This is a genomic window from Xylanibacter ruminicola 23, assembly GCF_000025925.1.
Taxonomy (GTDB): Bacteria; Bacteroidota; Bacteroidia; order Bacteroidales; family Bacteroidaceae; genus Prevotella; species Prevotella ruminicola.
The window spans coordinates 1,650,673-1,667,089 of record NC_014033.1; the positions used below are offsets into that span (position 1 = coordinate 1,650,673).

Here is a 16,417-nt window from a genome sequence, read left to right on the forward strand (position 1 = left end):
TGCAGATAAAAATATTAGTTTAACTAGATACTATTCAAAACTCAAAACAAACTTCGTACTCTTGTCAATACCTTTCGTCACTCGACTAGAAATATAATTGCATACTATACCATATAAAACCGATACTATAAAAGTAATAAATATAACAACTAAAATTAGGATCAAATACATGGGATAGCTTTTTGTGTCCAGAAGATTCCTATCCACCGTCTCCAGAATGGATTGTATGCGGTTTGTTACATGTATGATATAAACGGCCAAGGTTCCGCTGGCAATCCAGTTAATGGCCTTATTATGGAACGTTTTGTAAAGGAATGGCAGGAAAGTACAGACAGATGAAAAAACGACAATAGGACTAGAGTAGTTCCAACACCACTTCACACCTGCCACAAAACTGAATATAATGATAATGGTTGAGAGCAGATACCCCAACACCCAAACCCAAGGTTTTATCTTTTTAATATCATCTTCATAGAGTTTGATGCATCGAGCAATCATATACATGAGTACAAAATGAACAACCGAATAGCCACGATTATATCCCAGTTCCTCTACTTCCATAATGCAATCAAACCAGAACTCCAGCCCCCAGAAAAGAAGTATCCATTTTAAACTGGCCCTTCCATAATTATCTACAAATGCATTAATCACAGGTGATAATATCATCAGCATAAAATAGCACTGAATAAAATAACCTGCGTAGGAGATAACAAAGCATCTCTCAATAAATTCAGTCAATACGAATTCATGATCACTGAAACATTTCACAATATACAATGGTACATATATTAAGGCTAGGTAAATAATTAATTTCAGGATCGAACTGAGTTTTAACCTTATACCGAAGTAGCCCGATATAATAACAAACATATTCACGCAGATTATCACAGCAGCACTGATGATCATCTGTCCAGTCCTAAATAATGTCGGATTGCTTATATCATAGGTAGGTAGAGGTCAGTCCCCCAAGAACCACCCATTAAAATGAACAATCAGCACAGCAAATGTTGCAATAATCCGGTATAATTCAATACTGGAATTCCTTGGAGAGCGATTAGCATTCTTATCTTTCAACATAATAGCAAAAATTTCGTTCTTAACCATTACTTGATTTTATACGGTACTTCCCTGCCATAAGAGGAAAATATTTTTCTGTAGCGATAATAAACGGAATGAACAGTAGTAAGACCAACACAGCAAAGACAACATCCGTAACAGATGGCGCTGCGAATACCCATACCAAATCTATCAGTATCTTATGTAATCCGAGTATGATAATAGTTCCTCGCGAAAAAATGGCAATAACCTTCGGGGCACATCCGAATAATACAGACAAGGCCCATATCATCACAGTACCTGCGACACCTCCTACCAAGAACAAGAAAATGTTACCGCCGTAATCACAACAGAACATACCTACGTAACCATTATACATAAAACACAAAGCAACAAGAAGAAGTCCGCCAACAAACGCAGCAATAAGCACCACCTTGTTATTTATGGCGTTTATCACCTCCTTGTAATTGCGCAACAGCACGCCAATGGCAAAGAAAGGATAAGCCGTACATACATCTACAACAGCATTCGGTTCTTTCAGGAAGAAAGGAAGTCCGGAAAGGTCACTATGATTATAATCGTATGCTAATACCATCATAACGACTGATAAAGAATAGAACAACTTCTTGGAGAAACAATACTGGAAAATAATCTTAAGCATCATCAATGTAAACACAAACCACAGTGTATCATATCCAGAAACCATTCCAAATGCGACATTACGTACAAACCAATAAGCATCTGCAGGAGAGAATGATCCATTGAAGAAATGCAAGATGCTGTGATAGGCAAAATTGATAACTGCCATCAGCAGCATTGGAACAACCAGGTTATACCATAGCTTCTTCCAAAACACCCGTCCATCAACTTCCTTCTTGTTCAGGAAGCCAGAGATTACAAAAAACAAAGGAACGTGAAAAACATAGATAGACTTTTCACCTACAGAATAGAAATGCCCAAGAACTATCAGATAAATGCCTAAGGCCTTCATCCAATCTATCCATTCTAATCTTTTTTCTCGCACTATTGTCTCTGTCATTACGAATTATGTCATATTACACTTTAGGCAGACGAATCCTATCACCTATCATGAGTTGGAACTCCCTGGATAAATCGTTGTTCATGCCAGATGCCGAGAAAAATGTCATCTCACCGAAATATATTTTCCCATTCACATTGTAAAGATCAACACGAACTTGCGGGAAGCCCTGACTAATCTTCCCGGCTATTTCTATCATTCTCTCCAAGTTCTGGGGTCGAGGTATATCCCGGAAGTGATCGGTTAAGTTTGTTTTATATTGACGCATCGGCTGCCAAGTATAGATGTCATAGAGGTCGAATACCGCATGGTTTGAGCCTCCATCACTCTTCAATTGGCGACCATAGATAACCTCTACATATTGAGGTTTGCCATGAATACAATTGATTTTATAGTCGATAAGGTCCTCTACATTATCTCCCAACTCTATCAGACTCTCTGCGATTACCCTGGGTTTAATAGTGGTGTAATGGAGTTCACACCATTCATAGCCATAGTTTACATTCAAATGTGCCTGTAAGAAATCAATAACTTCTTGCTTATTCATCTTACTTTTATCACGTATGACTATTGTACTACCACAATCATGAGTACACTTAACGACAAACTTATCCGGAAGACTGTCGAAATCGATATCCTGAGCCTTATCCCACACACCATAGCATTCTGTCAGGATATCTTTCAAACCAAGACTCTCTATGTATTTACGCACTTCATATTTGTCTGAAAACTCCGTCCACTTTGAGGTATCTGACATAACAGAAAGCCATGTCATCTTTTCATCCAACGTCCGTGGATTTTTCCATGGAAACTTCTCCCTATAGAACCTGTTCCACTTCATGTCAATTGCCTTTCTAGGATTATTTTTCTGTATATCAATCCATTTGTCTGTGGGATGGATATAGTGAATAAAATACAATGCCTTTAGCGTCCTGATAGGATGCAGAAATGATCTGGCACGTAACCTTAGCTTATAAGAGATATTAATCATATCAATCTACAATTACCATGTAAAAAACTTGAGCGAGGACTTTAGTCCGATATATTTCAAATAGCCGGATTTCATAGCACGCCAGAAAACCGCAGGTTTATCCTTATATGGAACGAAGTGACCAGTGTAGAACACCTTGCTAAGCGTATAACGCAGAAACTTATGAATTATCGGATTCTGGCTGAAACGTAACAATTCGTCGGCCACGGTGAGATAGCAATCCATATTACGGCGGGTGAATTTTGTTCCCACCGTTGACGCAGACCTGACGCGATGCTTCACAAAAGACTGCTTCAGACAGTATATGGAACTACTACTTAACATAAGAACTGTTGTAAACAATTCATCTTCATGAATAATGCCAGGATAGAATTCCAAACCAAGACGTTTCAGATGATCATGTCTGATTAGCAGGAGCCATACCACACAATTATAAGATGTGGTGTCAAGCAACTGATTAAGCAGACTCTCACCATCATATGCCTTGTTTTCTTCTACATACTTTGTACTATGCAACGACACTGAAAAATCCGTTTTGTCTTCCAGTAGCCAATCCCTGTCGAAGAAAATAAAATCGGCATGGTTCTTCTCAGCATATTCATAGCATGTCAGCAGAACGTCAGGACCAGTCAGCACATCATCAGAATCCATCATATAGATATATTCTCCTGTTGCATGCTGTAACGCCAGATTTCTTGCTACAGACTGTCCCTGGTTTTTCTGAGAGAAAGAGATAATCCGCGCATCCTTTTGCTGATACTTCTTGATGATTTCCTCGCTATTGTCTGTTGATCCGTCATTCACCGCAATAACCTCTATATCCTTTAATGACTGATTCAGGATAGAGTCAAACGCTTCCTCCAAATAAGGGGCAACGTTATAAATTGGCATTATGACGCTGACTTTTACCATTTGTTATTATCTAATAGATTGCAAAAATAAACATATTTTTCGATATGACAAAAATTTCATGAACATTTTTACAGACTTGTATTATTCTAGATTTCTATTACGCAGCCAATTCGACAAATCATCCAACGCTTGTATTCGGTATTCTGATCTAAGGTGACAAACGAAGCCATGTCCTCCTAAAGGATAAATATGGAGCTCTGAAAGACGGTTCTTACCATGCATCTCTTTGTCAAAGATTATTGAATTCCGAGGACTAACACATTTGTCATCACTTGCAACCGCGATAAATGCAGGAGGGGTCTTTTCTGAAACATGCAGTTCATTGCTAAACTGGTTTTCTAATTGGTCAGAAGCGTCACTTCCCAACAATTGATTATGAGAATCAATATGAGTCAGTTCTTTCTTCATAGAAATAACAGGATAAAAAAGAACCCCAAAGTCAGGACGAACAGAATCATTATCCAACACCATCATCGTTGATGCAAGATGTCCACCAGCAGAAAAGCCAACAAATCCTACGTTATTTTCTTCAAAATGCCATTCTTTGGCACACTTTCTCATCATTTGAATTGCCTCTGTTCCATCAGTCAAAGGTCCATAGCAATCATGTATTGGCATTCTATATTCCAACATAGCGGGTATATATCCTCGTAAATAGAAGTAAGGGAACCAATAATACCCTTCAAACCATTTTTCCAAATAACTATACCCCCCACCAGGGCATATAATAACAGCACCATGCACTTTATTATCTAAAGCTGGCAAAACGTGTAACGTAGCCCCATGAGGTAATTTAACATGAACAATTGATCTCACGAAAAAAATTGCACTCACCAGCACTACAATTAGTAACAAGACAAATGCATAAATCAATAATTTTTTACACCAAGATAATGATATAGAAATCATTTTACTTCATATTATTAACACCGCAAACATAGAGATTTCTAGAAACAAAAGAAATTAGAGAAAAAAAGTCGTACAAAGCATCTACTTCACACGACTTTTTATAAGGATAAAGTTTTACTTAGAATAAACCTTTCCTTCTACAGGTTTGGTGTACCAGTTGGTAGAGAGGATTGGATTGCTGCCCCAGTTATTAAATTCTGTATAGGCATCCTTAATACAAACTTTCTCTGTGGGATACTTAAAGTCGAAAGGAATCATGATTCCATGAGGATCCTGCCCCTTTGTCGACAGTTTAATAGCCAGATTGGTTGTCAAGTCGTAAATAAACGGCTGATTCTCGGCATCCAAGAAACTGAACGATTCACTAACAGTCTTCTGAGCGGTGATAGCAGCATGTTTCTCTGCGCCGCTTTCAGTATTCACAAACTGCTTAGCACCCACGCCAAAGAGCGAATGGATCTCTACATTGTCCTGAATAACACCTGCATTAATGTTTCTAACGCAAAGTTCATCGTATGCACCACACGCCACAATCGAATACTCTACGGTTGTTTTATTAATACGTTTTGCCTTAATCACAATGTCGTTCAAGTCATAATCACCTTTCTTAGTATCCTCGAAACAGAAAGTATAGGTATTATACTCAAACTCGTGAGTTGTATAAATAGGCTCAACACTCCCTTCAACTTCCAAAAGGATATCATTAAAGTCTCTATCAGTACCAGATTCCCAACACATCAAAACGCGGTCGTTAATCTTTAGCCACGTGGCACGAGGATCAGTTGGATTGAGTTTATTGAAGTTTGGCCATGTATTAATCTTGTTATTTAGACGACCATCAAAATATAACTCGCCTTGTTTTTTAGGTGCCTCTGTAACAGTCTTGGCCCGTATCATAAAACCAATCTTATAGCCTTTCGGGAATTTAAACGTACCTTCAGTTCCGATAGTTGGCGTTTTGCTATCACCAAAATAAAGCGCAGCAAAGGATGCTTTCTTTGCAAGGATATCATCTTCTTTATATTCAAAACACAAATTAAATGGAATCAACTTATATTTTGGCAGACTCTTCAGGAAGGCTACTTGTTCATCTGCCGTGCTTGGCATATCAGCAGGGTTGAAATAATAATAGTACAAGTCTGAATTATACACCTCATTACCATATTTATCTGCACCATCTTGCTTATATATTGGCGATACAACAATTGGTCCCTCCTCACCTGTTGTAATACGATACGCATCATCATCCGTATAACCAGCCGCCATAATCTGAATCAAGTTGTTTTCTTGTTTAGTTGGAGGCAAGTATGCGAAAACCAAGTCTCGAACTAAGGCCTTATATTCATCAGAGTATGGGTCTGCAGCAATCTTCATACGGTCATAATCGGCATCAGAAAGCATATATAGTCTCTCATCAGGAATCCAGCCACGTTTAGCTGCAAACGAAGTATCAATCTTACTAATGGCGAAAGTACCAGAAGGAGCCGAAACGGTGCGGGTTACAGCTCTGGTTTTAGCTGCAACCTGATCAAACGTAACACTATTTCCTTCTACCTTTTTATAATAGCAACCTTTTTCGGTATAGAAAGCTACATATAATCCTTCGTTCTTTTTGGGAACATCATAATTCAAGGTAACAGACGACTGATTATTGGTTTCGGCCTGATTCAATATGGTCATTGAATTATAAGTCTCACCCTCTTCGTCAGTCTGAGCTACCATAGCCATCACAGATACCTTTGTAACTGCCGAGGTGACATTGATTGTAATAGTGCCGCTTTCGGTAGAAATCCAATCCTGATTGGCTGGAATTGTAATACCCAAAACGCCTTCAGCATGCTGCTTAATCTCCTCATCAGTTACTTCTGGATCCGTAGGAGTCGTTTCTGGCGTTGGTTCTTGAATTGGCTCCGACCCATCAAAGCCTTTTACACAGCCTGATAACACTAAACCTAAAAGTGCTAATGATAGTAACTTTTTCATAATTTCTATATAATAATCGATTCAACTTACTTATCAAAGACCTTACCACTTACGGGATTCAGATACCAATCTGTTGATGTCACAGGGTTCTCACCCCAGCTATTAAATGTGGTATAGGCATCTTTAATACAGGTCAACTCTGTGGGATACTTAAAGTCGCAAGGAATCATGATGCCATGTGGTTCCTCGCCCTTTTGCGACATCTTCACATCGTAATTCTGAGTCTTATTGTAGATATAAACCTGTTTAGAGAAATCGGTAAAGCTGAATGATGGATCTACTGTTACCACCTCTGATACAGACTCGTAGTTTTTAGTCTGGGTGTTGATAAAGGTTGAGAGATTATCAACGCCAAACAACTTGTGGATCTCTGTGGTAGTATTCAATGTCTTACCATCGATGTTGCGCAGATAGAGTTCATCGTTAGCGCCACATGCTGCCACCGTGTACTTTACTTGTGAGATATTCAGGCGCTCAGCCTTAATCACCACGTCGTTCATATCATAGTCGCCCAAGTTACGGTCCTCAAAGCAGAAGGTATATACATTGTTGTTAATCTCATGAGCAGCATCAACTGCATACAAACCGCCATTAACCTCAACAATAATATCAGCATAATTCACATCGGCACCTTCCTCAAACATAAGATAGGTTCTTTGATTAGCTCCGAAGATAGCAACACGGGGATCGTCGTCCAACATTCCTTTATCAAGCGCATTCATAAAGTCTGGATAATGATTAATCTGCTTATTCAAACGACCATCAGCATACACCTCGCCATTAACCGCTTTATTATACGACTTCTTTGTATAGCCAGTTCCCTTATTGATGTCATTATCAGCAGAAAAAGAATCTGACCAATCAGTAGTGGTCTTTCTTAACATAAAACCAATACGGGTACCTTCTGGGAAGATAAAACCCTGAGCAGTCACATCACCTGTCTCATCACTCGAAACATCACCAAAGTATGGTAACAGATACTCATGAGCCTTAAAGTATTCGCCATTTCCCTTTCCTAAACCGCTTGCAGTCTTTGTTAACTTGCTATCAACGCATTTAAACTTAGGCAGGTTCTTCAAGAAAATCACCTGCTCTTCTTCTGATTTACCTTCCAACTTTTTGGGGTCAAAATAGTAATAGTACAGAGAAGTATTGTCAATCTCGGTAGAAAGCATCTGAACTGGTGTTACCGTGATAGGTCCTTTTCCATCTGCCACCAAATAGTTCTTTGTCAACACGTAAACGGGAGATGTTCGGATGGTTGTGAGATTCATTTGCTTATATTTACTATCTCGTGCTTTTTTGCCACCAACAGCATCCAGGACGGTTTCCAGACTCTTTTTCTCAGCATCTGTGATAGTCACCGTACGGTAAATAGCAGATTTCTCAACTTTCCAGGTACTATTACCACCAGCATTGTCAAGCATCCAGATACGCTCCTTTTCCCAATTGGTATTCTTCCATGCCTCAATGCTATTCTCTTTATCACCAAGTGTTCCTTCAGCATCAGCATTAGCCTTAATGGTACGGATAGCATTGTAAGTTAAATAAGAATTCTTGTATTTCATTTTAAGATTGCCAGCATCAGGCATATCTGGCAAATCGTAGGCAGCTCTTGTGCGAGTTTGGGCTGCATTCTGGAAATTCACCTGAGCATCACCAGCCTTAAAACCAGTAACATAGTACACTCCCTTACTATCCACACATGCAGCAACAAGTTCTGTGTATTCAGCTGGGCAATCATATGTCAGCGACACCGATTGTCCTTTACTGGTCGTAGCTTCATTGAGCACACGAGCATCGTCGTTAAAATAAGGAGCCTCTGTTAGAATCTGCACCTTAGCAACGTCGCTCAAAGGAGCGTCTGCAGCAATAGTAACAGTATGCTTAGTAGTAGAACTCCAATCCTGATTGGGACTGAAGGTTGTTCCAAAAACTTTTGCAACATTGGCATCAATCTCCTCTTGAGTTGCCTTGTTATTTGTTGGCGTTGGCTCTGGACTCGGCGTTGGCTCTGGCTCCACACCATCTATTCCTTTTACACAACTTGATAGAACTAAACCTAAAACTGCTATTGATAATACTTTCTTCATACGCGTCAAAATATTTAATAGATTAAATTATTTCTACATAATACATCATCTGAGATACCAATCCTGCTTTTTGGTTCCTTTTGAAGTAGACCACTCCAGGAAATCCGGGAAGAACTCATCAATGCGTTTACTCTCGTTTTCACGTTTCAGGATAGTATTTTCAAATACACTGATGTTAACACCATGCAAATAGAATGCAAATGGATAATTACCCTCGCGAACGAAATACAATCCCTTACTTGGATCAGAGCAGTCGTCGCCTGTACCAAAATAACTGGTATTCATCTTTGCTGTAGGAGCCTCCATAGGGATATGCACCTCCCAATTCTTATCACCCACTACACGATAGATGAAAGGCTTTATCGACGCCATATCAGCTGACGAGCCTAATGGAGTATCATACGACAGTTCCAGAATATATGTGGTTCCAAGTTCGCCCTTGAAGTCTGACGTTAGATAATACACATTACCATCCTTAGTAAACGAGGCCTCTTCGGCAACCGTTGCACCTTTGGCCATCTTCTTCATCACAATCGACTTAGGAGCAGTCTTTGTTTCCAAAGTCAGGGCCAAGCCACTTGTTAACTCTACATAATTCTGATAGGTGGTAAGATAGAATGTTTCCTTAATGATTTTTCCACTCTCATTAAACTCTTTCTCATGCTTCGCGTTTACAAGAGCGTCGTTAAGATCATAGTCACCAGCACTTGGCCATAAATCCTCGAAAGCATATACACCATTGGTTGAGGATTTTTTGTTTTCAATCTCTGGCAAAGCAGCAAAAACATTCACTGGCTTAAGAGCGAAAATCAAGTCATCAAAATCCTGGTCGTCGAGGGCATCCTCAAACGATACGATAGTGAAGGTTTGACCATCAGATGTCTTGTAGCTGAACTTGGCACCACGACTCTCGCCATTAGGATTAGGGAATTTGCCTGTATCGCTAGAGTATGACAAGCCGTCGGTCGTAGCACACCACGTATTATACTTTTTATTGTAATAATTTTCATTTTTACATTTAATTGAGTAGTCATTACCCTGCTTTGCCCATCCCTGGGTTCTCAAGATAAAACCGATTCTTGTGCCTTTAGGGAACACCTTTGTAGCACCGCTCTTATCATCATTGGCGATATTAGGATAATACATTAACTGAACCGCTTCTCCTCGGTTAACACCTATGTTTCCATTATAAGTCTCCAATCCTTTTTCTTTTGCTCTTGGCCAATTACCATCCTGGGTATTGGGGAACACCATAATGATATTAATATCCATAGGTTTTGTAGGCTTATTATCATCTGTATAATAATAGTAACCCAATGAAGAGTTCCAGCATGTACCACTACCAAGAACAGTAAACGAAACCTCTGAATCCTGCTCAAGCAACAGATCTGGAGATGAACAATACTCCTTGTTCATTGCACTTCCAGACGTAAATGCCTTACCTACAACTGAGTAAAGGTCTTGCATCTCTGCATCGCTGAAAAACAGATTCTTATTGGCAGTAGATTTATCGATGAGGTAATCAGGACGTCCCGAAGCCGAATTCCAAGTACCAAGCCAGTTCTTCCAATCCTGATAGATTCTAGTCTTGCCATCAGTCTTAAATTCCATTTTAAGCTTTGCAATATCATCTGTCGATACTCCAGGTCCTTCAGCACGTGTAGCAGCACGCGTTGAGGCGACATTTACATTTTCGGCAACCACAGATGCTGCCCCATTCTGCACATCAGCCTCCATCAAATGCATTCCGGTAAAGAAGTTACCAGTTGCGATATAAAGATGCTGGGCATAAGTGGGCAACTCGATAGTTGCGCTATACTTGCCGTTTGCATCTGTATAATCCTCAAAAATGGGAGTAACAGACTCGTTCCACGAATCATCTGGCGCATCTTCAACAGTCACGAACGGATTTTGAGTATATACGCCAAAGAAAACAGAACCATAAGTTTTTATTGCAGAATAGTCAACATTGAGCTTAACCTTCTGAACAGTTGAGAAATCAAACGAATTTGGAACTTTCGCTGTCGGGGTTGGCTCAGGTGTTGGTGTAGGCTCTGGCTCAGTACCATCAAAGCCCTTTACACAACTGGTTAGTAGTGCAGTACCTAAAACTGCTAATGTCATCAACTTTTTCATAATTCGTTCTATTTAATCGATTAAATTGTATTCTTTCTGCAAAAATACAAAAAGTTCTCCTAAACAAAAAGAAAAATACTACAAATCAGCAACAATTAACCTTTATTAACCATCCAGCATCATTTACTCACGCAATTTCGCCCAATACACAGTTCCAGTCATTTTATGCTGACTCTTAAAGCGGTATTCTGGACGATTCAAGAAGGCACCTATTTTACGGAAGGTATTACTTTCTTCCTTGTAGCCTTTAAACGATTGTTTCAAGATGGCGGAGATATCCTTAAGCGACATCCATTGAGCATCAGAATCGTTGTCTACAGGACGCTGCAACACTGCCATCAACATCTCGCCAAGACCACTAAGTTGCTGATAACTAAGGTTTCGCTGTATCAGTTGCTGTTCCTGTTCGCGAGTTGGCCAATAGCGTTCGCCGTTATGAATTTCGTGTAGTAATTGAGCGTAGAGCTGAGGGTAATCCACAGGTGTTCTAAAGTCAACATCACCCTCAACCATCACACAGATAAAACGGCGGGCACCACTAGGATCGGTCAGCGGCATCATCTCGTTAGTGGTTCCAATGAACGATGCAAAACGTCGATGTTCCGAATAAGCCTTTCCGTACGGAGGACGATATTTCAAATCGGCTGTAGATACTAAATATTTTAATACAATCTGTTGACGCTGGGTTATCTTATCAAACTCGTCGAGATTAATCAAGCCAAACGACGTCAGACCTAAGTTCAAATCGGTCTCGTTCTTAAAATTGATGCGATCATTATAGTAATCGCGCAACTGCTGGGGAAGTAAAATTCTACAGAACGATGATTTACCACATCCCTGGCGACCAATCAACAGTGGCACCAACGAGTTACCTGTAAGTTGACCTTTACCCATCCACATGGCCACCATCGAACGCATCCACAGATGGAACAGTGCAGGCCATTCCTCGTAACTGGTGGGGATGCGACGAGCCAAGACCTCTACCCTATCCTTGCCATCCCATTTTGGCAGACTATCCAGATACTCGTTCATGGGATCGTAAAGCTCAATATCATCCGAGTTCACATAACGACGGATATCTTTATCCCAACATTTAATGCCTTGACGTAACGCTCTCATTGTAATAGAGTTACGAGCCTCCTCTGTTAAGTCACGAAAAGAGAATCCGATGCCAGTACGCTCTCTAAATTCAGCCACGCCACGCATCACATTTTTACGAATCTCGTAGTTCTCGTTCAGAAACAAATCTATCTTCATCGTCAACAGTGTTTCCTGTGGTATATTCTTCTCTGGTTTATAGCCATTACGCTCCTGGTAGCGTTTCACAGCCTGAGGACGATATACATTATCGAATACCTTATTAATTAGCAGGTCATCGTCGCCAATAGCGTAAGTACGATAACGAGCCATACGCTTAGCTATAGCCATCGGGATGCCTGTTTCCAGACAATGGACAGCCAATCTAGTTAGCAGCTCGTGCTCCAAATCCTCACCTTCCAATCCTTCGCATTCATCGTAGGCCTTACTCAGATTAAACTCAAAGATATGGTGCATGGTAAAGTAACGACTCTGTCCCAATTGCTCGTCATCTTTTTCTAACGTCGATGGGCGTACCAACGACAGCGTCAGATTAGGCTTTTCGGCACGGGCATAAAAGGGAATAGCCATCGGATTGAAAACCACATCGGCATCAGTACTTATATAACAAGTACGATCCATACGTGGTTCCAGTTTCTCAATCATCACACCCAACTGAGCATTATAAGCCAAACGGGCTCGCTCATACAGATTCTCATGAAAATCGGCTATCTCATTGGGCTCCGTTGGCAACGGATAATTGGTGTCTTTGTTGCGATCACTGGGAAACAGTTCACCCTTACAAATGATTTTTACGCTACGCCCAGAAGCGCCCACAAATGCCATCAGTGTTTGAGGCACTTCGCCTGCACCAGTTCGGATAGCATCAGCCTCATCATAACCTGTTAGGTTATTTACTTCCAACAGTACCATGCCGGTATAACCCAAGGTTACACGCTGATGATTACGATTCTCCATTTCTGTAGCAAAACAGATACGTGGCAGCTTGGCTATAGTCATATCGGCACCGCTCACCGAGCCATCAGGCTGTCTGGTCAGGTCGAACACAGGATATAGACGACGAAGCTCATCTACTGTATGGCGATATTCATTGCCAACAATCATTTCTACGATATCCGTCAGTTCAAGCACACGCAGTGTTTCGGTCTGGCGATAGTTTTTTATAAGGGTTATCTTTGTCATATTGCTATTGATGATTAATTACGGATGCAAAGATAATAAATAAAAATATGATTTCCAAAAGAAAATAATAAAAAATAATGTCATAACGTCATATTACGTATAATTTACTGATTTCCAAGATGTTAATATATGATATCATGATGTCATAACAATAATTATGATGTCATATACCAATCACACTGATAAGTGTTAGAATATATTTCTTCGGCAGAAACACAGTGTTTCCAATGGCGAAACACTGTGTTTCGATTGATGGGACATAGTGTACTGATAATTAGAATAATGATAGCAGGCCTAAATATGACGTTAAGAAAAATACAATCATATAATATCATCATTTATAAATCACTAAATATCAATAAGTTATTTCAGAAATGACATTATGAAATTAAAATTTGGATATTTCACAGAAAATTTGTAACTTTGCACCAACAAAACAACCATACTATATGAATAAAGAAGAATGCCTCCGTGCGCAAGCCGCACATAACTTACCGTGTTTTATACACGAGTGTCCACTACACCAGACCTGTCTGCACTGGCTAACAGGTCAATACTATGGTAGCGACTTCCATGTAGTTACCAGTGTTAATCCTTACTACCCCAACGTGAACTCACTGCAATGCACCTTGTATCAAAAGGATGAGATTGTTACCTACGCCATCGGCATTAAGCACATTTTTGATGACATTCCCTATCCTATTGCACGTATTGTTAAGAAACGCCTCATCGCACTCTTTTCGCGTAAGCGTTTCTACGAGTATCGCAACGGCACACGTCCCATTCCTCCAAAAGACCAACAGCACATTGCCCGTATCTTCCACGAAGAAGGTTGGGATGGAGAAATCCGCTACGACGATTGGAAAGAAGACTATCAGTGGTAAGCTCTACTTTATTAGTTTTTCAGATCAAAATTTGGATGTATAAAAAATAATCACTACATTTGCAGCATGTAAAAAACAAACATCGTTTTATAATATGAAAAAGAATAAATTGTACTTAATGTACATAGCTCTTGCGACATCTCTTACAAGCCAAGTATCATGTTTAAAAGCCCCGGATTTTGGCGGCATGAAGTCAGAGGTAGAGGTACCCAATGGAGCAGTAAATTACTTTAAAAACGACATGGACTTTGATTTTGACGGCGGTTCAAAGATTGTAGCTTTCTCTGCCAACCTCAGATGGTCTATGGAAAAAACGAACACTCAAAATGGCGTAGATTGGCTCACCATCGATCCGACTGTCGGCGGTTCAGGTAATAGCAAGGTAACATTTACAGCTGCAGAGAATAACACATATGAAGACCGCAACATGGTAGTACGCTTTATTTGTGGCGACACCATCCGCAATATCCGAGTAAACCAGAAACGCCTGGAGGCCATCACTCTAACTTCCGACGTATTCGAGGTTCCTGCTTCAGGAGGCTATGTTCATGTCGTCGTTAATCACTCGAAGGATTTTGAATTCACCATTCCTGAGAACTATAAAGGTTGGATACACCAAGCAACAGCTTCAACACGAGGTTTGTTAGACCAATCTGTTATCTCCTTCACAATCGATCCCAGCGAGGAATACGAAAAACGCGAAGGCAAGATTTACTTTACTGCAGGAGACGAGCAAGAAGTTGTAACCGTTTATCAAGCTGGCGAGGGACAATTGGTTCTGTCGCAAAACGAATACAATCTTACTGCAGCAGAACAGGAATTTACCGTTGACGTAAGCAGTAACTATGATTTCAGCATTGAAATGCCAAAGGTAGAATGGCTGAAAGAGAATATCAGTCAGACGCGTGGCATGTCATCGCATACACTGAAGTTCAAGGTTACTCAAAACGATGACTATAATACCCGTTCGGCTAAAATCAAGATTTACGACAAGAACAGCAATCAGTCTGAAGATATAGTTATTAATCAAGCATCAATTGGTGCAAAACTCATTTTGGACACCAAAACGTTTAGTATCAATAGCGAAAAGCAGGATCTTGACATCGACGTAATGAGTAATTTTGATTATAATGTTGACTTCCAAGGTGCCAACTGGCTCAGAAAACGCCAAAACAACACCCGTGGCATAACAAACAGGGTATTAATGTTATCAATTGACGAGAATAAGAACAATGATGCTCGTACAGCCCAAATCAAACTGTCTGACAAGAACAGTGAAGTTGCAGAAATAATTACTATTACCCAGGGAGCAAAGAGCGGTATTGAGGTTCCAACCAAGGAGTTTGCTGTAGATGAACTTGGCGGCACCATTACCATCAAGGTAAATGCCAATGCCGATTACAAGCTGACCTCTAATAACGATTGGATTTCGATAGCAGCAAACACTCGTGCTCTTACACCTCACGAGCATCAGGTAACCATTGCTGCACTTGGCGATGCCGAAGACAGAGATGGTACTATCACTGTATCGAACGACGCGCTGAACTATAGTGCCACCATCACCATCAAGCAGCGTAACACCTTCTATTTCGAGACTAAGAGCATGGACATCATGGTTGGCAAGGAAAAGATGCTGTCTGTAAAGAACACCACGAAGCAGAACGTGGAATGGAGCAGCAGCAACACTGCGATTGCAACAGTTACTGACAACGGCTATGTAAAGGGCATTAACAAAGGTACAGCCACAATAATAGCCAAGACGGCTGATGGCAAGCATACAGCAACCTGTAAGGTAAGAATTTGCGAGATTCCTGATATGATTACCATCAAGAGTGGCGGTACCGTATCAAAGGAGGGTGATCTCCTCAAGAACGGAAGCCAGATCAAATGGGCCATCAAAAACAACAGTCCTGTTAAGATTACCCTCAAGAGTATGCAGCTCGAAGGTAAGGCATCTGGCGAACTGGGAAATGAGTATTATGCCAACGAAGATATTGCAGCCGGCAGTACTGTTACCAAGACCACAAAGATTGAAGCTGCGGCTGGGTATCACCTACCAATCACCTGTCACTTCGTATTTGTATATGACAATAAGGAATCTGAAATAGATGCCACTTACGAATAAGGCATAAAA

General features: G+C 40.4%; 11 protein-coding genes. 2 read left to right on the forward strand and 9 right to left on the reverse strand.

Annotation, left to right across the window (positions count from 1 at the left end):
- Positions 1 to 30: 30 nt before the first annotated feature.
- The 9 genes from PRU_RS16430 to PRU_RS07240 all read right to left on the reverse strand — a co-directional run bounded on the left by PRU_RS16430 (position 31) and on the right by PRU_RS07240 (position 13,399).
- A complete protein-coding gene (locus PRU_RS16430) occupies positions 31 to 939 on the reverse strand; it encodes an acyltransferase family protein (RefSeq protein WP_338063716.1) in 909 nt (302 codons plus the stop codon).
- Positions 940 to 1,096: 157 nt separating this feature from the next.
- The gene (locus tag PRU_RS07205; protein ID WP_013064901.1) at positions 1,097 to 2,095 is read right to left on the reverse strand and encodes an acyltransferase family protein; all 999 of its coding nucleotides are present in this window, start codon (positions 2,093 to 2,095) and stop codon (positions 1,097 to 1,099) included.
- A 16-nt stretch (positions 2,096 to 2,111) separates the two neighbouring features.
- Positions 2,112 to 2,936 (reverse strand): ATP-grasp fold amidoligase family protein, encoded by an 825-nt coding sequence (locus tag PRU_RS07210; protein WP_177168144.1) that lies wholly within the window; start codon positions 2,934 to 2,936, stop codon positions 2,112 to 2,114.
- A gap of 162 nt (positions 2,937 to 3,098) precedes the next feature.
- Positions 3,099 to 3,998 carry a glycosyltransferase gene (locus PRU_RS07215; RefSeq protein WP_013063063.1) on the reverse strand — a complete coding sequence of 300 codons (900 nt, stop codon included), beginning with the start codon at positions 3,996 to 3,998 and terminating at the stop codon, positions 3,099 to 3,101.
- A gap of 81 nt (positions 3,999 to 4,079) precedes the next feature.
- Positions 4,080 to 4,907 carry an alpha/beta hydrolase gene (locus tag PRU_RS07220; RefSeq protein WP_013065262.1) on the reverse strand — a complete coding sequence of 276 codons (828 nt, stop codon included), beginning with the start codon at positions 4,905 to 4,907 and terminating at the stop codon, positions 4,080 to 4,082.
- A 114-nt stretch (positions 4,908 to 5,021) separates the two neighbouring features.
- Complete coding sequence (locus PRU_RS07225; RefSeq protein WP_013065688.1) at positions 5,022 to 6,890, reverse strand: DUF4842 domain-containing protein; 1,869 nt, start codon at positions 6,888 to 6,890, stop codon at positions 5,022 to 5,024.
- Between the two features lie 26 nt (positions 6,891 to 6,916).
- Positions 6,917 to 8,983, reverse strand: coding sequence for a DUF4842 domain-containing protein (locus tag PRU_RS07230; RefSeq protein ID WP_143040051.1), 2,067 nt, complete (start codon positions 8,981 to 8,983; stop codon positions 6,917 to 6,919).
- 45 nt (positions 8,984 to 9,028) lie between these two features.
- Positions 9,029 to 11,119 (reverse strand): LruC domain-containing protein, encoded by a 2,091-nt coding sequence (locus PRU_RS07235; protein WP_041385886.1) that lies wholly within the window; start codon positions 11,117 to 11,119, stop codon positions 9,029 to 9,031.
- 123 nt (positions 11,120 to 11,242) lie between these two features.
- Positions 11,243 to 13,399: a virulence-associated E family protein gene (locus tag PRU_RS07240; protein WP_013064933.1), complete on the reverse strand. Its 2,157-nt coding sequence runs from the start codon at positions 13,397 to 13,399 to the stop codon at positions 11,243 to 11,245.
- 449 nt (positions 13,400 to 13,848) lie between these two features.
- Here PRU_RS07240 and PRU_RS07245 point away from each other — a divergent pair, with 449 nt between their 5' ends.
- Both PRU_RS07245 and PRU_RS07250 read left to right on the forward strand, forming a co-directional pair.
- Entirely contained in the window at positions 13,849 to 14,283 is a 435-nt protein-coding gene (locus tag PRU_RS07245) for a DUF6078 family protein (RefSeq protein ID WP_013064695.1), read from the forward strand.
- 187 nt (positions 14,284 to 14,470) lie between these two features.
- On the forward strand, positions 14,471 to 16,408 hold the full coding sequence (locus tag PRU_RS07250; RefSeq protein WP_041385888.1) for a BACON domain-containing protein: 1,938 nt from the start codon (positions 14,471 to 14,473) through the stop codon (positions 16,406 to 16,408).
- Positions 16,409 to 16,417 lie beyond the last annotated feature (9 nt).